The sequence below is a fragment of the Acetobacter sp. genome, assembly GCF_022483985.1.
Lineage (GTDB): Bacteria > Pseudomonadota > Alphaproteobacteria > Acetobacterales > Acetobacteraceae > Acetobacter.
Window position 1 is genome coordinate 1,534,852 of record NZ_JAKVME010000001.1, and the last position, 20,389, is coordinate 1,555,240.

The 20,389-nt window shown below is 59.0% G+C and carries 16 protein-coding genes; 7 read left to right on the forward strand and 9 right to left on the reverse strand.

The features are described from left to right. Nucleotides 1–35: 35 nt before the first annotated feature. On the reverse strand, nucleotides 36–1,559 hold the full coding sequence (trpE, locus tag LKE90_RS06780; protein ID WP_291494518.1) for an anthranilate synthase component I: 1,524 nt from the start codon (nucleotides 1,557–1,559) through the stop codon (nucleotides 36–38). Then, nucleotides 1,559–3,502 (reverse strand): peptidylprolyl isomerase, encoded by a 1,944-nt coding sequence (locus tag LKE90_RS06785; protein ID WP_291494419.1) that lies wholly within the window; start codon nucleotides 3,500–3,502, stop codon nucleotides 1,559–1,561. Before LKE90_RS06785 ends, trpE begins: the two co-directional genes overlap by 1 nt. Before the next feature lie 258 nt (nucleotides 3,503–3,760). Here LKE90_RS06785 and tpiA point away from each other — a divergent pair, with 258 nt between their 5' ends. The 4 genes from tpiA (at nucleotide 3,761) to kdsA (ending at nucleotide 7,718) form a co-directional block, all read left to right on the forward strand. Continuing rightward, nucleotides 3,761–4,510: a triose-phosphate isomerase gene (gene tpiA, locus LKE90_RS06790; protein WP_291494417.1), complete on the forward strand. Its 750-nt coding sequence runs from the start codon at nucleotides 3,761–3,763 to the stop codon at nucleotides 4,508–4,510. A gap of 50 nt (nucleotides 4,511–4,560) precedes the next feature. Continuing rightward, nucleotides 4,561–4,917, forward strand: a complete 357-nt coding sequence (gene secG, locus LKE90_RS06795) for a preprotein translocase subunit SecG (RefSeq protein WP_291494415.1) — start codon at nucleotides 4,561–4,563, stop codon at nucleotides 4,915–4,917. A 333-nt stretch (nucleotides 4,918–5,250) separates the two neighbouring features. Then, the gene (locus LKE90_RS06800; protein ID WP_291494413.1) at nucleotides 5,251–6,882 is read left to right on the forward strand and encodes a CTP synthase; all 1,632 of its coding nucleotides are present in this window, start codon (nucleotides 5,251–5,253) and stop codon (nucleotides 6,880–6,882) included. Next, nucleotides 6,879–7,718 (forward strand): 3-deoxy-8-phosphooctulonate synthase, encoded by an 840-nt coding sequence (kdsA, locus tag LKE90_RS06805; protein ID WP_291494410.1) that lies wholly within the window; start codon nucleotides 6,879–6,881, stop codon nucleotides 7,716–7,718. The genes LKE90_RS06800 and kdsA overlap by 4 nt, the downstream gene beginning before the upstream one ends. A gap of 403 nt (nucleotides 7,719–8,121) precedes the next feature. Here the strand turns inward: kdsA and LKE90_RS06810 are convergent, their stop codons facing one another. The 7 genes from LKE90_RS06810 to secA all read right to left on the reverse strand — a co-directional run bounded on the left by LKE90_RS06810 (nucleotide 8,122) and on the right by secA (nucleotide 17,063). Beyond that, a complete protein-coding gene (locus LKE90_RS06810) occupies nucleotides 8,122–8,496 on the reverse strand; it encodes a hypothetical protein (RefSeq protein WP_291494408.1) in 375 nt (124 codons plus the stop codon). Nucleotides 8,497–8,614: 118 nt separating this feature from the next. Beyond that, nucleotides 8,615–9,937 (reverse strand): dihydroorotase, encoded by a 1,323-nt coding sequence (locus LKE90_RS06815; RefSeq protein ID WP_291494406.1) that lies wholly within the window; start codon nucleotides 9,935–9,937, stop codon nucleotides 8,615–8,617. Nucleotides 9,938–10,115: 178 nt separating this feature from the next. Further along, a complete protein-coding gene (locus tag LKE90_RS06820; protein WP_011252003.1) occupies nucleotides 10,116–11,195 on the reverse strand; it encodes an IS5 family transposase in 1,080 nt (359 codons plus the stop codon). A 270-nt stretch (nucleotides 11,196–11,465) separates the two neighbouring features. Continuing rightward, nucleotides 11,466–12,227, reverse strand: coding sequence for a DUF4422 domain-containing protein (locus LKE90_RS06825; RefSeq protein ID WP_291494051.1), 762 nt, complete (start codon nucleotides 12,225–12,227; stop codon nucleotides 11,466–11,468). Nucleotides 12,228–12,428: 201 nt separating this feature from the next. After that, entirely contained in the window at nucleotides 12,429–13,355 is a 927-nt protein-coding gene (locus LKE90_RS06830; protein ID WP_291494049.1) for a glycosyltransferase family 9 protein, read from the reverse strand. Between the two features lie 67 nt (nucleotides 13,356–13,422). Next, nucleotides 13,423–14,172 carry a YebC/PmpR family DNA-binding transcriptional regulator gene (locus tag LKE90_RS06835; RefSeq protein WP_291494046.1) on the reverse strand — a complete coding sequence of 250 codons (750 nt, stop codon included), beginning with the start codon at nucleotides 14,170–14,172 and terminating at the stop codon, nucleotides 13,423–13,425. 170 nt (nucleotides 14,173–14,342) lie between these two features. Next, complete coding sequence (gene secA, locus LKE90_RS06840; protein WP_291494045.1) at nucleotides 14,343–17,063, reverse strand: preprotein translocase subunit SecA; 2,721 nt, start codon at nucleotides 17,061–17,063, stop codon at nucleotides 14,343–14,345. Between the two features lie 257 nt (nucleotides 17,064–17,320). On the opposite strand from secA, the gene LKE90_RS06845 reads away from it, so the two are divergent. The 3 genes from LKE90_RS06845 to LKE90_RS06855 all read left to right on the forward strand — a co-directional run bounded on the left by LKE90_RS06845 (nucleotide 17,321) and on the right by LKE90_RS06855 (nucleotide 20,304). Then, nucleotides 17,321–18,301 (forward strand): peptidylprolyl isomerase, encoded by a 981-nt coding sequence (locus LKE90_RS06845; RefSeq protein ID WP_291494043.1) that lies wholly within the window; start codon nucleotides 17,321–17,323, stop codon nucleotides 18,299–18,301. A 155-nt stretch (nucleotides 18,302–18,456) separates the two neighbouring features. Beyond that, entirely contained in the window at nucleotides 18,457–19,692 is a 1,236-nt protein-coding gene (argJ, locus tag LKE90_RS06850; protein WP_291494041.1) for a bifunctional glutamate N-acetyltransferase/amino-acid acetyltransferase ArgJ, read from the forward strand. Nucleotides 19,693–19,695: 3 nt separating this feature from the next. Next, on the forward strand, nucleotides 19,696–20,304 hold the full coding sequence (locus LKE90_RS06855) for an RDD family protein (protein WP_291494040.1): 609 nt from the start codon (nucleotides 19,696–19,698) through the stop codon (nucleotides 20,302–20,304). Nucleotides 20,305–20,389 lie beyond the last annotated feature (85 nt).

Genomic DNA, 20,389 nt, shown 5'->3' on the forward strand with positions numbered 1-20,389 from the left:
TTCAAAAACTTTTGGAAACAGCTCCTGCAACCCTCTCAGCCGCGCATCGCCATCCGCACGGCATCTTCCGCCGCACGAAACAACGCCCGCGCCTTGTGCTTCGTTTCCGCACATTCCAGTGACGGCACACTGTCGGCTACAACGCCACACCCTGCCTGCACATACATCATGCCATCCTTCACGACCGCCATACGCAGACCGATGCAGGTATCCATGTCGCCGCCCGCGCCGAAATAACCGATACATCCGGCATAGGTCGCACGGCGGGTCCGCTCGACCTCGTCGATGATCTCCATCGCACGGATCTTTGGCGCGCCCGTGAGCGTACCAGCCGGGAATGCGGCGACAAGAGCGTCGAGCGCGTCCAGTTCCGGCTTGAGCATACCTTCGACGTTCGAGGAAATATGCATGACATGGCTGAAGCGTTCGATGATGAACTTCTCGGTCACCTTGACCGACCCGGTAATGCTGACGCGGCCGACATCGTTTCGGCCAAGGTCGATCAGCATGAGATGCTCGGCCCGTTCCTTTTCGTCAGCCAGCAGTTCTTCCTCAAGGCGCTTGTCCTCCTCCGCATCCGCGCCACGCGGACGCGTTCCGGCCAGCGGACGCACCGTCATCTTGCCGTCACGCAGACGCACAAGGATTTCCGGTGACGATCCGACCAGAGAGAAGCCACCGAGGTTCAGATGGAACAGGAATGGCGCGGGGTTGATCCGGCGCAGGGAACGATAGAGCGCGAGCGAGGACAGACCGAACGGTGTTGAGAAACGCTGGCTGGGGACAACCTGAAACGCGTCTCCAGCGGCGATATAGTCCTGAATACGCCTGACCACATCTTCAAATTCCGCTTCCGTATAGGTGGAATGCGGCGGCTCAAGAGCCTCAACTGCCGACTCCTGCGGCACGGTCAGCGGTGCGGCAAGACAGGCCTGCGCCTCCTGAATCAACCGCGTGGCCCGATCAAAGGCCATGTCCGGCTGATCATCCGCACGAGGCCGGATCGGAGCCGCAAGAATCAGTTCATCCGTCACCGTGTCGAAAATGACGAACAGGCCGGGACGCATGAGAATGGCTTCGGGCAGACCGAGGTCATCCACCGGCGCATTCGGCAGACGCTCCATCTGGCGCACCATATCATAACCCAGATAACCGAAGACTCCCGCCGTCATGGGCGGAAGGCTGTCATCGAGTTGCAGGCGGCTTTCGTTGATCAGCTTGCGCAGACTCTCCAGCGGCGCTTCGTCCAAAGACACGTAAGCCTCGGCGTCGGTCATCGCATTCCGGTTGACCGCTGCTTTGCCGTCATGACAGCGCCACAGCAGATCCGGCTTCAGGGCGATGACGGAGTAGCGGCCCCGGCTCGCGCCGCCTTCAACGGATTCCAGCAGCAGCGTGTTCCGTCCGTCCGAACCGTTCATGGCCGCAAGTCGCATATAGGCGGCGACCGGTGTCAGCAGATCGGCAGCATCCACAGCGAAAACGACGCTGCTGTCTCCACGTTCCCATGCGGCTGCACAGGCCGCACGGGAGGGAGAATCAAGAGTGGCGAGCCGCATCACGAACCATCTCCAAAGCCAGCCTCGCTCATGGCAGCACGAACACCGGCTGCGATGATCTTCGGCTTGTAACGCTCACCAAGACTCTGGATGAATGCCGCCGTCATGTCGGATGACAGGGACTCAGTCATGCCATCCCGCACACGACCGATGCCGATTGCATCGGACTTCGGATCAGGGTGCCGCACGGCGGTCACTGTTGCGACCAGAAAGCCCTTATCGTCTTCGACCATGACACTCCGGCCGACAGGCATCCTAAGAGCGATGCCCATCAGGTCACGCGGCAGGGTTTCGACAGGACGGGCACGCGACACCATCACGTCCTTCTGAAGATCGCTACCTGTGGGGGCGACTGCTGACACACCGCCCTTCTGACCGGCTGCAACATAAAGCGCTGTGGCGGCCTGATCGGCTTCGTGATGACGCGCTTCCTCTTTCCATGCCGCCAGAACCTGGTCCTTCACGGCGTCATAGGGCTGCGGCTGGCTTGGCGTGACGTCATCGACGGAGACAGCATACCAGCCAAGGGAGTCAGACGGCTTGCCCTGCTGCGACGGCCCCTTCGCTTCGATCAACTGGGACGCAGCCCCTTTGGCCTGCTCGAACACCCGTGCGACAATGGCGTCACGCAGAGCGCCCGATGCCGGTAGCGGCGCAGGCGTGCCGTCCTTCGTCATACCCTTTGCATCCAGAAAACCCGCTGCCGGAGCAGCGCCCAGATCGGCAGGAATGGAGTCCATCCCGCCCCCGGCCAGCGCATCCTGAAGTTTCGGCACGCTGGCGCTGACCATCGCCGGTCCCTTCGCCTTCGCGATTTCATCACGAAGCGTCGACTTCGCCGCGTCAAAGTTTTCGGCATGCGGAGGCGTCGTTCTGGTTACGCGGAAGACAATCCATCCGGTATCGGTCTTTTCCGGTCCCTGAACGCTGCCCTGCTCCGCACCGAAAACCAGCTTCTGGAGCGTGGCGGAAGGCAGAACGCTCGGGCGGGCGTCATTGAATTCAACCGCCGCGCTGTTCTTTGCCGACACCTGAATCTGGTTCCAGTCGGCCCCGCCTTTCCAGAGCGTCGCCACAGCCTGTGCGGCGGCCTGATCGGACGATGTCACAAGCTGGACGCTGCGCAACTCAGGCTGGTTGAAGCGCTCTTTCTGCGCGTCATAGAGCTGATGCAGTTTCTCATCCGTCGCGGGCGACTGGTTGGCGACAGTCTCCGGCGACAGCACCACGATGCGCGCATGACGGTATTCCGGACTACGGAACATCCACGGATGGTTGTCGTAGAAGCGTTTCAGGGTCGCCTCGTCCGGCGTGGCAGGGTCGGCCTGTGAGGCGAAAGGAACACGCAGCACGTCGAGCACATGCGTCTCCGTCTCGAAACCATAGGTGTGATCGACCACCAGATCAGACACATGCGCGCCCGTGGACAGGGGCTCCATCACGGCGCGGGCGGTCAGATCGTCACGCACCAGTCCGATCAGGCGCTGTTCGGTCATACCGGCATTGGCCATGGCCGCGTTGAATTTCTGGCGGTCGAACTGGCCGTTCTTGCCCTGAAAATAGGGCATGGCGAAAATCTCGTCCCGCACGGCGCTGTCCGGCACGTGGATACCGTAATTTTTCGCCGCCTCCAGAATCTGCGCCTGCCCGACCAGCCGCTGGAGAATCTCGTTGGCCATCGGCTGACGGACGTTGGCGGGAATGTGCGCCACATCCGGCATACCCATCTGCTGGGCGATGCGCGGCATCTCCGCCTGCAGGGCCGCCGCGAAGTCACGGGTGGTGATCTTCTGGGAGCCGACTTTCGCCACGATGGTCGGATCGTCCGCCATATTGGTCAGGACGTCGCCCACTCCCCAGCCCACGAAGGCCAGAAAGATGACGATGGCGAGGACACGACCCAGCCAGGATTCAACGACAAAGCGGCGGAGGAAGGAAATCATGCAGTCACGGGTCCGCGAAGAAGGCAGAATATGGATGACGGCCAAACACCGCATCCGGGCGGGGCACCATATTCATCCTGCTCCGTCTTGACCAGAACCGGGGTCGGTCCCCTGACAGAATGGACTGCTTCTTGCATGGCCGGACCCCGATAGGGTAGCCATGCACCCCAACAGGTGGGAGCAGTCCCACATTGACCCGCAGAGGCCGGACCAGCGTCGCCAGACGTTCTGACCGAATCTCACAGGAGAGACGTTCCGATGAGCACACCCATCATTGTCGGCAACTGGAAGATGAACGGCCTGAGCGCCGACTCCGTCGATCGCGTGAAGCAGATCACCGCCAGCCTGACGGCAGAGCCTGTTCCGGGTGTGGACGTCGTGGTGTGCCCGCCCTTCACTTACCTGTCTCTCGTTCACCAGACACTGGACGGCTCGACTGTCGCTCTGGGCGCACAGGACTGTCACAAGAATGACAAGGGCGCTCATACGGGTGACATCGCACCGTCCATGCTGAAGGATGTCGGGGCGTCACACGTCATTCTCGGCCATTCCGAACGTCGTCGTGATCATGGCGAGGTGGATGAGACGGTCCGTGAAAAGACCGTCGCGGCCACGAAAGCGGGTCTGACACCCATCGTCTGCATCGGCGAGACGGAAGATCAGCGCCAGTCCGGGCAGACGGAAGACACGCTCGGCTGGCAGATCAAGGGTTCCCTGCCCGACGGTTTCACCGGCATCGTGGCCTATGAGCCGGTCTGGGCCATCGGCACGGGTCTCGCCGCCACATCGGAAGACATCAAGGCGACCGTCGCCTTCATCCGTGCGGAGCTGGTGCGTCAGTTCGGCGATGCTGGCAAATCCCTGCGGATTCTGTATGGTGGCTCCGTGGATGCGGGCAACGCCGCCTCGATCCTCTCCATCCCGGATGTGGCCGGTGCTCTGGTCGGAGGCGCCAGCCTGAAGCCGGACGCTTTCCTGTCCATCATTCGCGCCGTTCCCGCGAACTGAAACCTTTCTGTTTCAGACGCGACCTTTCTGACCTCTCGACCGGATAGTCCATGACCACCGCCCTGCTGATCCTTCATCTTATTGTCACCGTCGCCCTGATTGCTGTCGTGCTGATCCAGCGCAGCGAGGGAGGCGGTCTCGGCATCGGCTCGTCACAGGGCATGGGAGCTTTCATGTCCGGTCGCGGCACGGCGAATCTGCTGACCCGCACCACCGCAGGGCTGGCGACGGCGTTCATGCTGCTGTCCCTTCTGCTCGCCGTGATGAACCGTGGCGCTGTGTCCGGTGGCGGCAGCCATGACATTCTGGCTGCTCCGCCGCCTGTGGCATCGACTGCACCCGCGGCAACCGCACCAGCCCAGCAGACACAGCCTGTGGATGCTGAGGGAACCACCCAGCACCCGTAACAGTCGGCCTTTTATGGTGTGGTTTCAGACGAAGCGCAGGAGTCCTCCTCTGCGCTTTTGTTTTGACCGCCGCGATGCACTCTGGCTGTTCTCCGAATCATACAGAGAGACCCTGTTCCGCTGATCTCGGTTTGCTAAACAAATGCTGCGCCGCGCCCGTGCTCTCTCCCGAAAGACTGGGTTGTAATCCGCTTTATTTTCAGGAAAAGACGTTTCTGGCCGACGTCCACTCAGACAAAAAGAAAGTCTGTTCCGGAGAAAATCATCTTCCGGGGGCGCGGAGGTAATTCAGCCCTTCCCTCCCCCCACCTGCTCGGTGTAGGGAGACCTTCCATGACGCGGTTCGTATTTATCACCGGTGGTGTGGTCTCTTCGCTCGGCAAAGGCATTGCTTCGGCTGCCCTTGCCGCTCTCCTGCAAGCTCGTGGATACAAGGTCCGGCTGCGCAAGCTTGACCCGTACCTGAACGTCGATCCGGGCACGATGAGCCCGTATCAGCACGGCGAGGTCTTCGTCACCGATGACGGCGCCGAAACGGATCTTGATCTCGGCCATTACGAACGTTTCACCGGCGTAAACGCCACACGCGCCGACAACACCACGACAGGGCGTGTGTATTCAGAGGTGATCGCCCGCGAACGCCGTGGCGATTATCTCGGCGGGACCGTGCAGGTCATTCCGCACATCACCGACGCCATCAAGGAACGTGTGGTTGCGGACACGGAGGGGCTGGATTTCTGCCTCGTCGAGATCGGCGGCACGGTCGGTGATATCGAGAGCCTGCCGTTCCTCGAATCCATCCGCCAGCTTCGCAACGACCTCGGCGTCGAGAACACCATGGTCGTGCATCTCACGCTGCTGCCGTGGATTCCGTCAGCGGGCGAACTCAAGACCAAGCCGACTCAGCATTCCGTCAAGGAACTCCAGAACGTCGGTCTCCAGCCGCAGATTCTTCTGTGCCGCTGTGACCGTCCCATTCCGGAAAACGAGCGTCGCAAGATCGCCAATTTCTGCAATGTCCGTCCGCAGGCCGTCATCGCCGCACGGGATGTGGATACGATCTACGCGTGCCCGCTGTCCTATCATGCGGAAGGTCTGGACACGGAAGTCCTGCATTATTTCGGCCTGCCCCACACACAGGAGCCTGACCTTTCCGGCTGGAAGAAGATTGTCGAGACCATCCGCGAGCCCGCGGGCGAAGTACGCATCGCTGTGGTCGGCAAATACACGGCCATGCTCGACAGCTATAAATCGCTGAACGAGGCCCTGCTGCATGGCGGCATCGCCAACAATGTCCGGGTCAAACTGGACTGGGTTGAAGCCGAGTCATTCGAAAAAGACCCCGCTTCCCTGAAGCGTCTTGATGACGTTGACGGCATTCTGGTTCCCGGCGGGTTCGGGGAACGTGGCGCAGGCGGCAAGATTGAAGCCGTGCGTTATGCCCGTGAGAAGAACATCCCGTTCCTCGGTATCTGCTTCGGCATGCAGATGGCCGTCATCGAGTGCGCCCGCAATCTGGCAGGCATCGCCGACGCTACCTCCACCGAGTTCGGCCCGGCCAAGGAGCCTCTGGTCGGTCTGATGACCGAGTGGGCACGCGGCAACGAGATGCTGCGCCGTCGTGAAGGTGGCGAGCTTGGCGGGACGATGCGCCTTGGCGGCTATCCGGCGAAGCTGGCGGAAGGCTCACGTGCGGCAGCCATTTACGGTACGACAACCATCCGGGAACGTCATCGTCACCGTTATGAGGTGAACGTGCATTACCGTGACCGGATCGAAGCCGCCGGTCTCAAATTCTCCGGCCTGTCACCGGACGGCATTCTGCCGGAAGTGGTGGAATATCCCGACCATCGCTGGTTTGTCGCCGTGCAGTATCACCCGGAACTGATCTCCCGTCCCTTCGCTCCTCACCCGCTCTTTTCCGGGTTCATTGGCGCGGCTGCCGACAAGGCGAAAGAAGCGTGAGTCTCCAGCAGACAATAGGCCTTGGTGATCTGGAAATCGGCAACAGCCTGCCGCTGGTGCTGATTGCCGGTCCCTGCCAGATCGAATCCGCCGCCCATGCCGTGGATACGGCGGCGGCACTGGTGGAAATCTGTGGTGAGGCCGGGATCGGGCTGATCTACAAAAGCTCGTACGACAAGGCCAACCGGAGCAGTATCGGCTCCCAGCGCGGCATTGGCATGGAGAAGGGTCTCCAGATTTTGTCGGATATCCGCGAGCAGTTCCGCGTACCTGTTCTGACGGACGTTCACAGTCCAGAGCAGTGCGCTCCGGCTGCTCAGGCGGTCGATGTGCTCCAGATCCCGGCATTCCTGTGCCGCCAGACGGACCTGCTCCTGGCGGCCGGTGAAACCGGTGCTGCGATCAACGTGAAAAAGGGACAATTTCTTGCACCGTGGGACATGACCCATGTGGCCAGAAAGATCGCTTCGACCGGCAATGAACGGATCATGTTGTGCGAGCGCGGTACCAGCTTCGGCTACAACACGCTGGTCAACGATATGCGCTCCCTGCCCATCATGGCAGGCACCGGATACCCGGTGGTGTATGATGCCACGCATTCCGTGCAGCAACCCGGTGGACTTGGAACCGCCTCAGGGGGGCAGCGTGAGTTCGCGCCCGTTCTGGCACGCGCAGCCGTGGCGATTGGTGTGGCTGCCGTCTTTCTTGAAACGCACGAAGATCCTGACACAGCGCCGAGCGACGGGCCGAACATGATCCCGCTGAAGGAAATGCCCGCTGTGATCCGCAGGCTTCAGGCGTTCGATGCTCTGGCCAAAGCTGCTATGGACCAGTGATGCTGGCTCCTGAGGCCAAGGCGGTATTAGAGCAACATCCGATCAGGCGGAATCGTCTGGTCGGATAAAGTTGCTCGATAAGCAACGAGTTAGAGCGGCATCCATGATCCAGTCTGAATGGATGCCACTCTAAAAATTCGCCTGTAACGTCTAGCCGATAAGAGACTATTTTCGGGGTGTCACCTTATACTAACCCGGGAAAAGATTGACTCTTGTGAGGACGTTTTCCGGGGCGTTGCCCCGAACCCTACCATAGGCCTTTGGAAACCGTATTTACCAGGGCGCAGGGGCCTACGGTCCCTGCCGGGTGCGGGCAGCTTTCACTGTGTCACTGCCAAGGCTGGTTGGTATTATTCAAAAGGCGACACCTTTTCCGAGGCTTTTTAAATAAGCCTCGTCTGTCTCAGTGCTCTTTGCCGAGTTTCGTACCCGCCGTCTTCAACTGCGTCGTAAACTTGGAAAAGTTGGTGGCAATCCGCTTCTGAACGGCTGAACTGCCTTCCTGAATATGCTCCATCTTTCCCTTCGCTTCGTTGCTGATGACCGTCTGCTGGCGTGTCGCTTCTTTCGCTACGCAAGCATTATAGGCCCGGGCAGCCTTTTCATAACTTGCCGCCTTGTCCACGCTGGCATTGTAACGATCAACGCTGGAAACATCGAGTGTCGGCGCGGAAGGCTCGGCGCCACATCCGGCAGCCGTCCAGAGTCCCTCCGCGTGCGCCGGAGCGCCGAGCAGTAGCAGGGAAGTCGCGGCACAAATTGCAAACGTCGTTTTCATACATGTTCCTTCCGGTCTGAGCCGGATTCTGTTGGCATGATCGGCAGGAGACTGGTCGTATTTTCGATTCGGACCAGCCCTGCCCGGCTCCCGCCTATGCTGCGAAGTCGCGGCTTTTTCAGGGCAGAAAGCGCACCAGCCGCCCTGTCGGCGCGTCAAGGATCTCGTCCTCACGCATCACCACTTTTCCACGCACAATCGTCGCCATCGGCCAGCCTTTCACCTCCTTGCCGTCAAAGGGCGACCAACCCGCAGGAGTGACAATCCAGTCATTGGTGATGCGACGTTCCGCCTTCATGTCCACGAGCGTAAAGTCGGCGTCATAGCCGACTGACAGCCGTCCCTTCGCCATCATGCCGTACACACGGGCGGGACCGGCAGCCATCACGTCCACCAGACGCGACAGCGACAGGCGACCGGCGTTAACGTGATCCAGCATCAGCGGCACCAGCGTTTGCACGCCGGTCATGCCGGACGGGCATTCCGGCCAGGGTTTGGCTTTCGCTTCCAGCGAATGTGGCGCGTGGTCGGAGGAGACCACATCGACCATCCCGTTCTGCAGGGCGCGCCACGCCGCCTCGAAATGTCGTTCCTCGCGGATCGGAGGGTTCATCACCGCCAGATTGCCGAGTTGGTCATAACATTCCGGCGCGATCTGCGTCAGGTGGTTGGCCAGCACTTCCGTCGTGACAAGATGGCGGTAGTTCTCAAGAAATTTGAATTCTTCTTCCGTGGACGTGTGCAGGATATGCACCGGACGGCCCGTTTTCACCGACAATGCCGTGATACGACGCGTGCCGAGGAACGCGCATTCAGGATCACGCCAGATGCTGTGGTTGCAGCAGGGCATGCCGGTCTGACCAAACTGGGTTTTCCGGGCGCGCAGGCGATATTCATCCTCAGAATGAAACGAGACGCGGCGATGACCGTGGCGCAGTACGGCCTCGATCCCCTCATCATCCTCGATCATCAGATTGCCTGTGGAAGATCCAGCGAACACCTTGATCCCGCAAACACCATCAAACGTCTCGAACTCACCGAGGTCTTTGGTGTTTTCACGTGTCGCGCCAACATAGAATGCAAAATCGGTATAGGATTCGCGAGAAGCATATTCCTGCTTCCAGCGCAGCATTTCAGCATCCGTTACCGCAGGATTGGTGTTCGGCATATCAAACACCGTGGCGATGCCACCAAGAGCCGCAGCCTTTGTCCCCGTCGGGATGCTTTCAACAGCCGGGTTCCCAGGGTCACGCAGATGCACATGCGCGTCGATCAGACCGGGCAGCACATGCAGCCCCTGCGCATCGATCACTTCATGCGCTTCAGCCGTTGAGGACACATCGATGCTTGCTATACGCCCAGCAATAACACCAACATCCGTCCGCGCCTCACCCCAGGGCAGGATGCAGATGCCGTTCCGGATAATCAGGTCATAGTGCATGGGGCGTCTCTTTCAGTAACACTCTTGCGAAGGATAACAGACAGGTGGAGGGTTCGAAAAACCTTTGATTGACTTCTCTTGTGCCTGATTTCAGGTTTTTAGCGTGTTGACTGCTGCTTCCCTGGTCTAACTTTTACTCTGGGTTTTGAGCAGAGCGATGGTTTCCTGCTCTGGATTGCTACGCGGCGGCGTTAATCCGCTCCAAGAGGAGAAAGCGGCGCATATTATAGACGATATTGGCCAGCCCGACCCTCATGGTGGCCCGCGTTATGCCTACGGTTCGGACGAACAGCCCCGTCTGTGATTTCTGATCGGCAAAGACATGCTCGACACGCGACCGGATAACGGACTTTCCTGCGTTGGATCTCTGGATATGGCGTGGCATAGGCTTGAGATGCGGCTTTTTCCTGTGAACCTTCGAGACAAAGCCCTGCTTTTCCATGAAGTCCTCATTGGCTTTTGAGCGGTAGGCTGTGTCTGCCCAGACCGTTGAAGCTGTATTGCTTTTATCAAGCAGGCCCTCCCTCAATCGCGCGCCATCACTGGCGGCGGCATCTGTCGTCTTCCATTTGCGGATCAGCCGAAATTTCCGGTCGATGGAGATGTGCGATTTATAGCCAAAGAACGGGATGGCCAGATCTGTTGCAGGGATACTCCCGTCCTCCTGTCGCTTCGCTTTCGTGAACTTCAGGGTCCAGCGCGCATGCCTGTCCTTGTGGGACAGCTTTGACGGCTTGTCCTGCCAGTCCTGAGGGATCCGTCCTTCACGCAGATCCGCCTTCTCCGCATTGGTATTGCGCTGCTTCGGAGCCGCTACCAGCGTGGCATCCAGGATCTGGCCTGACATCGGCAGATAACCAGCGTTACGCAGGGTTGCGTCAAAGCGATTGAACAGACCACCAATCGCACCAGCCTGGGTCAGACGCTCTCGAAACAGCCATACCGTTCTGGCATCAGGTACACGGTCCGACAGCCCCAGACCTAAAAAGCGCATGAAGGAGAGACGGTCGTTGATCAGGTATTCCGTCCGTTCATCGGACAGATTGTTGAGTGTCTGGATCACCAGGATCTTGAACATCAGCACCGGATCAAACGGTGGACGCCCGCCTTTGCTCCCGTCTGAATAGGCCAGTGCCTTGTCCAGTTCCGGGCGGAACACCTCAAAATCCACAGTCCGGGAAAACGCTTCAAGCTGGTCGCCAAGACCGCTTAACCGAGCAAGCCGCTCTTCAACGTCAAAAAATCCCGCCTGTTTCATAGCGCCATTCCTCCAACCAGAACCAGAAAAATGGAATCACAGCGTAGGCCTCAATACCAAGAGGTTTTTAGAACCCTCCAGGTCTGTGTATCCGACATTCTGGCTGGGAGCGTTCTAGCCTGAAATACAAAAAACCGGGAATCGAAATCTGAATTTCCGGACACGGAAACTGCCCGGTTTTCCTGCATTTCATCCCGCTAAAATGAAAAATCCGGCAAGCCGTGTTTCAACAGCTCACCGGACATCAACCGCCAGCACTACTCTCTCCCGTTATGCTGACAGTTCCCTTACTTGTACAAAACCTCTTTCCTCGATAGCGAAGTCCCGTCTGTTTTTAAGAATCCAGACTGACAGGAGGCGCTCGGAAAGAAAACCCATAACCCTTTTCTGGTAATTATCGTAATTTGAAAAGAATTTTTTATCAGCGAGCGGCATCAGAATGCTGAAGAGCCACTCTGAATAGGCGTCAAATATTTCTTTTCTGGCTATAATCATGTTTGTGTGATGAAAATAGTCACAATTATTGAAATAGAAATCACATGCGTTGACGTAGGCAGGCTGAATATCCCGGATTTGCTCGCTGACCAGAAGCATATCATCCAGAACGTGATGTCTGGCATACTGGCGCAGAACCGGCTCGCCGTGATGCCTTATTGGGGCGATCATATCGACATTGGAAAAATCAAAATCATTGCCGGCGGCAATCTCGTCACCTTCGCAAACGACTTTAACGTCATTCACGTGTTTATAATAAAGATTGGTTCCATGATCTTTCTTGGAAAAATATCTTCTATAATGATTCAGACCGACAAACTCTGAACTGTGATCATTCTTCCAGATCCAGTACTGAACGGTGAGTTCACAAAAGATACTGTTCAGGTCCGAGATATTATCTCCAGTGTCATCACCGATAAAATCGGCAATCTCGTCCCTGTTTTCTCGCGTGCTCATGCCGCCTATGACAGGCACATAAGCCGAATCAAACGGCGGACAAAACTTCTTGTGCCCGGCTACGTATATCTTCAAACTCATTACTGAATCCGCCTTTATCTTTTTTCAGACACGTGTGTACTCTGCCAGCCTCTGTTTTACAATTGAAATGCTGATAAAAACTGAACTGAAGAAAATCAGAAATACTTCCGTCACTCCAGAAATAGTAAGCACTAGGAATAAACAGCGTTAATTCACACTCATCAAATACCAGAATCCTCGAACCACCACCATTACTCCAAATCATGCTTCCGATACGGATAACGGCGCACAGCCTCCATGCGGCTGCATCATGGAAACAATCCGGTCAACCACCCTGTCAGGTGCAAGACCACTGATTGGGGCACTCCCTTCAGGCCCCGGTGCAGCCACCCAGTCGGCATGAGGTCCGGAAGGTGCGTATTCACTGCTGCGGGATGGTCCAAAAAGCCCCAGAGTCGGTATCCCTGCCGCTGCGGCCAGATGCATCAACCCGGAATCATTGCCGACAAAGAGAGAGCAGCGTTGCAACATGGCTGCTGTTTCCGCGAGAGAAAACCGCCCCCCTGCGTCGATCGCGCCCGGAATGGCCAGAACGGGGGCCGCCAGAGCACGTTCAGCTTCACCGGGGCCATAAAAGACCGCCAGTTTTTTTTCAGGGAAAATCTTCTCAAGACGCGCCCACAGCGCAACAAAATTTTCCGCAGACCAGACCTTTCCGATCCAGTTGGCAGTCGGAGCGAAAGCAATCACATCCGCGTCCGCGAAAATCTCCCCGGCAAGCCGCCGGTCCTGTTCCGCTGTCCAGACGACGGGCATCGGCGGTGGAGACAGCGACAGAACCTCGCCAACATGAATGATCCGTCGTCCGGACCGCCTTCCCCCGCGCATGACACGACGGGCGCGCGTCCTCAGAAGCAGGCTGATGGCTGACCCCCGCAAATCGACCACGATATCCCAGCGCATCCCGGCACACTGCTTCCACAATTCCAGCCAATGCCGGTCATAGGCTAGCTTTGTCATGACAATGACACGCTCAAGCTGCGGCATACGCTGGAACAGCCCTGCGGCAACCGGGCCGCAGGCGACTGTAAATCGTGCGTCAGGATGCGCCTGAATCAGATAGCTGAGCAGCCCCGTCGAAATGACGGCATCCCCAAGACGTGTTGCGGTGATGAAGAGGATGCGCATAAGCGGACTTTCATTTCAGCGGTTCAGCACTTCTTAAGTGAAGCGACCGAACCGCGAGGCGAAAGAATTACGCAGAGAGCGCTTCAGCCACTTCTTCGGACAGGTCGAAGTTGGCGTAGACGTTCTGAACGTCGTCGTTATCTTCAAGAACATCCAGTAGTTTCAGGACGCCGCGGGCTTTTTCCTCATCCAGCGCCACGGAATTTTCCGGCCGCCAGTCGAGTTTGGCGGCGAGAGGCTCACCGAACTTCGGCTCCAGAACGTCACGCACTGCGAAGAAGGACTCAACCTCGCAGGTGATTTCGTGCGTTTCCTCAGTCGAAACCACGTTATCCGCCCCGGCCTCAATCGCGGCTTCCAGCATTTCCTCTTCACTGGCGACACTGGCCGGATAGGTAATGACGCCCAGACGGTTGAACATGAAAGAGACGGAGTTCATTTCGCCCAGCGAACCGCCGTATTTCGAGAAAGCCGCCCGCACTTCGCTCGCCGTACGATTGCGATTGTCCGTCAGAGCCTCGACAATCACCGCAACGCCAGCGGGGCCATAGCCCTCATAACGGATTTCGGCGTAATCATCGCCGCCGCCCGCTCCGGTCGCCTTCTTGATGGCGCGCTCGACAGTATCCTTCGGCATGTTGACTTCACGGGCTGCGTAAATCGCAGCGCGCAGGCGCGGGTTGGAAGACGGGTCAGGCAGGCCGGAGCGAGCCGCCACCGTGATTTCACGGATGACCTTGGCAAACTGCTTGGCCCGTCTGGCGTCCTGCGCCCCCTTGCGGTGCATGATGTTCTTGAATTGCGAATGGCCTGCCATCTCGCTGTCCTCGTTCTGACGGAATGTATCTGGATGAATGTCGGCTATGTGGGGCCGGACCGGTGGGAACAGACGCCCACCGGAAAACGCCCCAAGCCAAAGAGAATGCTCGGGAGAAAACTCCCGCTATCCGGCGCGTTCAGAGCCCCGGAGGATGTCCTGAACGGGGTTCAGACATGACGCCCGTGACAGTGTTTGTATTTGAGACCCGAGCCGCATGGACACAGAGAGTTGCGCGGCGTCTCTCCCCATGTGGAAGGATCGTCCGGGAGAATAGCCCCGCCACTCGGCGGTTCCATAGTCACGGCAGCCGGTGCGCCGGTATAGTGCGCCGGTTCAGAGGCATACCCTTCCACGTGAGGATCGGGATGAAACTCTCCGATACCTTCAAGAGGGTGCGGCTCGGGCGGTGGCGCCATCTCCACCCGGGCCAGAAGCGTGATCACGCGTTCACGCATCTCATCAAGCATGAAGGTAAAGAGCTGGAAGGCCTCGTGCTTGTATTCGTTCAGCGGATCTTTCTGGCCATAGGCCCGCAGACCGATGCCCTGACGAAGCTGATCCAGCGCGTGCAGATGCTCTTTCCAGACGGAGTCGAACGTGGTCAGCAGAATCTGCTTTTCCAGATACCGCATGATGTCGGGGCCGAAATTCGTGGTCCGGACAGCCTGCGCCTGCGCGGCTGCATCCTCGATCCGGGCCGCGACCTGCTCCCTGTCCATCCCGTCTTCCGTCGCCCATTCGGCAAGCGGCAGATCAAGATTGAAAATACGCTTCACCTCTTCCGCGAGTTCGGCTGTCTGCCACTGTTCGGCAAAAGCCTTTTCCGGAATGTGCCGGTCAACCAGAGAAAGGATCAGTTCCTCGCGCATTTCCACAATCAGCGAGGCGACATCTTCCTGCGTCATGAATTCGCGGCGCTGGGCGTAAACCTCCTTGCGCTGATCGTTCATGACGTCGTCATATTTGAGCGTGTTCTTGCGCATGTCGAAGTTGCGGGCTTCGACTTTCTTCTGCGCGCGTTCCAGAGCCTTGTTCAGCCAGGGATGAACGATCGCTTCCCCTTCCTGCATCCCCATTTTCTGGAGCATGCCGGTCATGCGATCGGACCCGAAAATCCGCATCAGGTCGTCCTGAAGCGATACAAAGAAGCGTGAGTTTCCGGGATCACCCTGACGACCCGCGCGGCCACGAAGCTGATTGTCGATACGCCGACTCTCGTGACGCTCGGTGCCGATCACATACAGACCGCCCGCAGCCTTCACGATGGCCTGATTCTTCGACACCTCGTCACGGATGGCCTGCTCGCCCGCCGCACGCTCGGCCGGGTCGGTAATATGTCCCAGCTCCTGCTGAGTCCGCATCTCGACATTGCCGCCGAGCTTGATGTCCGTGCCGCGTCCCGCCATGTTCGTGGCGATGGTGATCGCGCCGGGCGCACCCGCCTGCGCCACGATCGCGGCTTCCATCTCGTGGAAACGGGCGTTGAGCACATTGTGCGGAATGCCGTCGCGCTTCAGCAGCGCGGAAAGCGCCTCGCTTTTTTCGACCGACGTGGTGCCGACCAGAATAGGTTGCCCGCCTTTGTGGATTTCCTCAACCAGCTTGACCACGGCGGCGAATTTCTGCGCCTCGTCAAGATAGATTTCGTCATCCGTGTCCTTGCGGGCGACGGGGAGATTGGTCGGGATTTCGACCACATCCAGCTTGTAGATTTCCGCGAATTCATCCGCTTCCGTCATCGCCGTGCCGGTCATGCCAGACAGCTTGGGATAGAGCCGGAAGTAGTTCTGGAAGGTGATGGAGGCCAGCGTCTGATTTTCCTGCTGGACCTCGACATGCTCCTTCGCTTCAAGCGCCTGGTGCAGACCATCCGAATAACGGCGGCCATCCATCATACGTCCCGTGAACTCATCAATGATGGTCACCTTGCCGTCACGAACGATGTAATCCACATCGCGCGAGAACAGCGTATGGGCGCGCAGGGATTGCTGCACATGGTGGACGACGGCGACATTCTGCACGTCATACAGGCCACCGTCGCTCAGTACGCCCGCTGCACGAAGCAGCTCTTCCACCCTGTCAGAGCCGGTTTCCGTCAAGATCGCCGTGCGAAGCTTCTCGTCCTTGTCGAAGGCCGCCGGGTCCCGGACCAGCTCGGCCATGACAGCATCCACGGCACGATAAAGCTCCGAGCTGTCTTCCGCCGGACCGGAAATGATCAGCGGTGTCCGGGCCTCGTCAATCAGGATGGAATCGACTTCATCGACAATGGCGTGGTTGAAAGGCCGCTGGACCATTTCTTCCAGCCGGTATTTCATGTTGTCGCGGAGATAGTCGAAGCCGAATTCGTTGTTCGTGCCGTAGGTGATGTCGCAGGCATAGGCTTCGCGACGCGCCTCATCGGGCAGGTTCGGCACGATTGTACCGGTCGTCAGACCGAGGAAGCCGTACAGCCGACTCATTTCCTCGGCGTCACGACGCGCCAGATAATCGTTGACCGTGACGACGTGAACGCCCCTGCCGCTCAATGCATTGAGGTAGACCGCGAGTGTCGCGACGAGGGTCTTGCCCTCACCGGTCCGCATTTCAGCGATTTTGCCGGAATGCAGCACCATGCCGCCGATGAGCTGCACATCGAAGTGGCGCATCCCGAGCACACGCTTCGAGGCTTCCCGGCAGACCGCGAACGCTTCGGGCAGCAGGCCGTCCAGCGTTTCTCCCTGAGCCAGACGCTCCCGGAACTCTACCGTCTTGTGAGCGAGGGCGTCGTCATCAAGCGGGGCGATACCAGCCTCAAGCGCATTGATTTCAGGTACGCGGCGCTGAAACGCTTTGAGCGAACGGTCATTGGCAGTGCCGAAGAGGGCGCGAGCGAGCGAGGCGAACATGAAGACCTTTCCGGAACAGCACACCCGGAGCCGACCCCGCGTTCCTGCCCTGCATCTTGAGCACAGACAGGGACCGAAAAGCCGACGGTGTGCGCCCACTCAGATAAAGCCGCCACTGCTCAGGGTCAACCGATGCCCCCGGCACGCCCTCGGGAAAGTGGCCATTTCTTAACAAAACAGACTTACACCATGCCCTTGCGGGTGTCTTCAGGGTCGGCCATGATGCGCCCATTCTGTTCACACTGGGTTTCTTACTGATGCGTTTTTCCTGCTCGGGCTCGCTTTTTGCAGCGACAGCTCTGTTTGCCTCCACGCTCCTTTCCTCCGTCTGTGTTCAGGGCGCGCATGCAGCGGATGCTGCGGCCTCCAAGGCTCCTGCCGCCGCCAGTGGCGCGGCCGCACAGTCCGCACCCGCCCCGGCTCCAATGGACCCGAACAGCGTGATCGCCACAGTCAATGGTGAGAAGATCACGCTCGACGACATCCGCAAGTCAGCCGCGAACATGCCGCCCCAGTTGCGTCAGATGCCGCAGAACATGATTTTCCCGATGCTGGTGAATCAGGCGGTCGATCAGAAGGCGATCCAGATTGCCGCCCGCAAGGACGGCCTGCAGAACGATCCTGAAGTGAAAACCGCGATGGAAACCGCCGCGAACACGGCCCTCCAGAACGCATGGCTCTCCAAGCAGGTCGTGCCGCAGCTCACGGACGCCGCGATCCACGACTTCTACGTCAAGAACTACGCCAGCAAGACTCCCGAGAAAGAGGTGCATGCCCGCCATATTCTCGTGAAGACCGAAGCTGAAGCGCAGGACGCCATCAAGAAGCTCAAGGGCGGCGCCAACTTCGGCACGCTGGCCGAGAGCCTCTCGACCGACAAAGGCAGCGCCAAGAACAATGGCGGTGACCTCGGCTGGTTCAAGAAAGGCGACATGGTTCCGGCTTTCTCCGATGCCGCCTTCAACATGAAGCCCGGCACCTACAGCCAGACACCAGTAAAGAGCCAGTTCGGCTATCATGTGATTCAGGTTCTCGCGGACCGTACTGTGCCGGTGCCGAAGGAAGACGAGGTCAAGGACAAGATCCGTCAGCAACTGATCCAGCAGGACGTTCGCGGCGCGGTTGATAAGGCGACCTCCGCAGTGAAGATCGTCCGCTTCGGACCTGATGGAAAACCGGTGCCGGAAGGGGCGCAGCCCGCCATCGCAGGCAACCCGACAGCCTCTCCCGCGAAATAATCAGCAGGGGGCCTTATGGCCTCCCCTGACAGCTTGCGGTAAAGACAAAGGAAGAACGTCTCCCCGACGTTCTTCCTTTTTCGTTTATATCCTGTCCCTCGGGAATTCAGGATCGCCGGTCCTGCCGTTTCCATCCCGCACAAGGTTCGTCACCGATGGCCAAGCCTCTGCCCGTCTCTCCCCTCGCCTCGCCCCTGCCCGTTCTCGGCACCGTTCCGGGTGTGCGCCTCGGCGCCGTGGCCGCAGGCATCCGCTACAAGGGACGTACGGATCTGGTCGTCGCGGAATTCGATGCCGGAACGACGGTCGGCGGCGTTTTCACCAAATCAAAGTGTCCCGGCGCTCCGGTGGACTGGTCCCGCACTGCGCTCAAGGGCGGTCTGGCGCGGGCGCTGGTGGTCAATGCCGGAAACGCCAATGTCTTCACCGGCAAGGCCGGGGTCGAGACTTGCCGGGCCACGGCGGAAGCCGAAGCTGCGCTTGCGGGCTGCGCCGCCACGGAGGTCTTTCTTGCCTCCACCGGCGTCATCGGCGAAGTGCTTCCGGCTGAACGGATCACGGCGGCCCTGCCCGCCCTTCATAGCGCCCTGACGGAAGATGGCTGGGAAGCCGCGGCCCGTGGCATCATGACGACCGACACCTTCCCCAAGGCCTCTGTCAGAAAAACCGAAATCGACGGCGTGACGGTCACCATTCAGGGCATCGCCAAGGGGAGCGGCATGATCGCCCCCGACATGGCCACGATGCTCTCTTTCGTCGCCACGGACGCGGCATTGCCCGCCTCTGTCGTGCAGGCCATGCTGTCCTCCGGCACTGTCCAGAGCTTCAACGCCATCACGGTCGACTCGGACACCTCGACCTCCGACATGGTGCTGCTTTTCGCAACGGGGAAAGCGGGCAATCCGGTCGTGACCAACGCTGATGACCCGCGTCTGACCCCGTTCCGGAACGCTCTGAACGATCTTCTGCTTGAACTGGCGCTTATGGTCGTCCGTGACGGCGAGGGCGCGACGAAGCAGATTCGTGTCCGTGTGAGCGGCGCCGTGTCCGATCAGTCGGCCCGCATCGTTGCGAAAGCCATTGCGGACTCCCCTCTGGTCAAGACGGCGATCGCCGGAGAAGACGCCAACTGGGGCCGTGTCGTCATGGCTGTCGGCAAAAGCGGCGAACCGGCGGACCGGGATTTGCTGGCCGTGACCATCGGCGGTGTCACCATCGCCAGCGAAGGGACCGTCGTGGAAGGTTATGATGAAACACCGGTCGTTGCCCACATGAAGGGACAGGATATCGACATCGACGTTGATCTCGGCCTCGGTGACGGCAGATCAACCGTCTGGACCTGCGATCTGACGCATGGCTACATCGATATCAACGGCTCTTACAGGAGCTGATCGATGTCCGACTCTCTTCCTCCCGGCTGGGGTGCGCCGCCGACACAGACAGGCATTATCGGCGGAGCAGGTAGTCTGACGCCCGATGGCCGGATGCTGGCCTATGCCGGTTTCTGGGTAAGGACGGCAGCCGCCGTGCTGGATTATTTCCTGCTGAGCGTGATCAGTCTGGTCGTGGGCATCTTCACGCTGCCGACTGTCCGGCTGGAAGAGTGGCAGGGGGACACTCCATCGTATCAGGTCGCCTTCCGGGATACCGATTTTGCCACGAGTTTTCACATGCCTTGGCCGCATGTGGAAATCCATGACACCGGCACGCATTTTCTGCTGTTCCAGTTGCTCTACTTCGTCCTGCTTGAAGCGTCGCCGCTGCGAGCTTCGCTCGGCAAGCTGGCGCTGGGACTGCGTGTGAGCGATCTGACGGGAGGCCGCATCTCACTCTTACGGTCCCTCATCCGCAATCTGGTCAAGATGTTCGTGTCTTTTCCCGTACTGTTCATTGGCGTGATCATGATTGCCTTCACGCCACGCAAGCAGGGGTTGCACGATATGGTCGCCCGCACGCTGGTTCTCCGCCGGGAGCGGATCGTGCGCTTTGACCACGTCGGCTGACGCGCTCCCGATCCGGACCTTCACCTGATCCGGATCGGGAAGTTTCCAACCAAAAACAGACACTAAAACCAGATGAGGTGAAGAC

What these genes read in the sequence shown, in the direction of transcription:
- LKE90_RS06830 (WP_291494049.1), bottom strand. Translation starts at nt 13,355, where the DNA reads ATGCGCATCCTCTTCATCACCGCAACACGTCTTGGGGATGCCGTCATT.
- LKE90_RS06785 (WP_291494419.1), bottom strand. Translation starts at nt 3,502, where the DNA reads ATGATTTCCTTCCTCCGCCGCTTTGTCGTTGAATCCTGGCTGGGTCGT.
- LKE90_RS06820 (WP_011252003.1), bottom strand. Translation starts at nt 11,195, where the DNA reads ATGAAACAGGCGGGATTTTTTGACGTTGAAGAGCGGCTTGCTCGGTTA.
- LKE90_RS06800 (WP_291494413.1), top strand. Translation starts at nt 5,251, where the DNA reads ATGACGCGGTTCGTATTTATCACCGGTGGTGTGGTCTCTTCGCTCGGC.
- tpiA (WP_291494417.1), top strand. Translation starts at nt 3,761, where the DNA reads ATGAGCACACCCATCATTGTCGGCAACTGGAAGATGAACGGCCTGAGC.
- LKE90_RS06810 (WP_291494408.1), bottom strand. Translation starts at nt 8,496, where the DNA reads ATGAAAACGACGTTTGCAATTTGTGCCGCGACTTCCCTGCTACTGCTC.
- LKE90_RS06845 (WP_291494043.1), top strand. Translation starts at nt 17,321, where the DNA reads ATGCGTTTTTCCTGCTCGGGCTCGCTTTTTGCAGCGACAGCTCTGTTT.
- argJ (WP_291494041.1), top strand. Translation starts at nt 18,457, where the DNA reads ATGGCCAAGCCTCTGCCCGTCTCTCCCCTCGCCTCGCCCCTGCCCGTT.
- secG (WP_291494415.1), top strand. Translation starts at nt 4,561, where the DNA reads ATGACCACCGCCCTGCTGATCCTTCATCTTATTGTCACCGTCGCCCTG.
- LKE90_RS06825 (WP_291494051.1), bottom strand. Translation starts at nt 12,227, where the DNA reads ATGAGTTTGAAGATATACGTAGCCGGGCACAAGAAGTTTTGTCCGCCG.
- LKE90_RS06835 (WP_291494046.1), bottom strand. Translation starts at nt 14,172, where the DNA reads ATGGCAGGCCATTCGCAATTCAAGAACATCATGCACCGCAAGGGGGCG.
- trpE (WP_291494518.1), bottom strand. Translation starts at nt 1,559, where the DNA reads ATGCGGCTCGCCACTCTTGATTCTCCCTCCCGTGCGGCCTGTGCAGCC.
- secA (WP_291494045.1), bottom strand. Translation starts at nt 17,063, where the DNA reads ATGTTCGCCTCGCTCGCTCGCGCCCTCTTCGGCACTGCCAATGACCGT.
- LKE90_RS06855 (WP_291494040.1), top strand. Translation starts at nt 19,696, where the DNA reads ATGTCCGACTCTCTTCCTCCCGGCTGGGGTGCGCCGCCGACACAGACA.
- LKE90_RS06815 (WP_291494406.1), bottom strand. Translation starts at nt 9,937, where the DNA reads ATGCACTATGACCTGATTATCCGGAACGGCATCTGCATCCTGCCCTGG.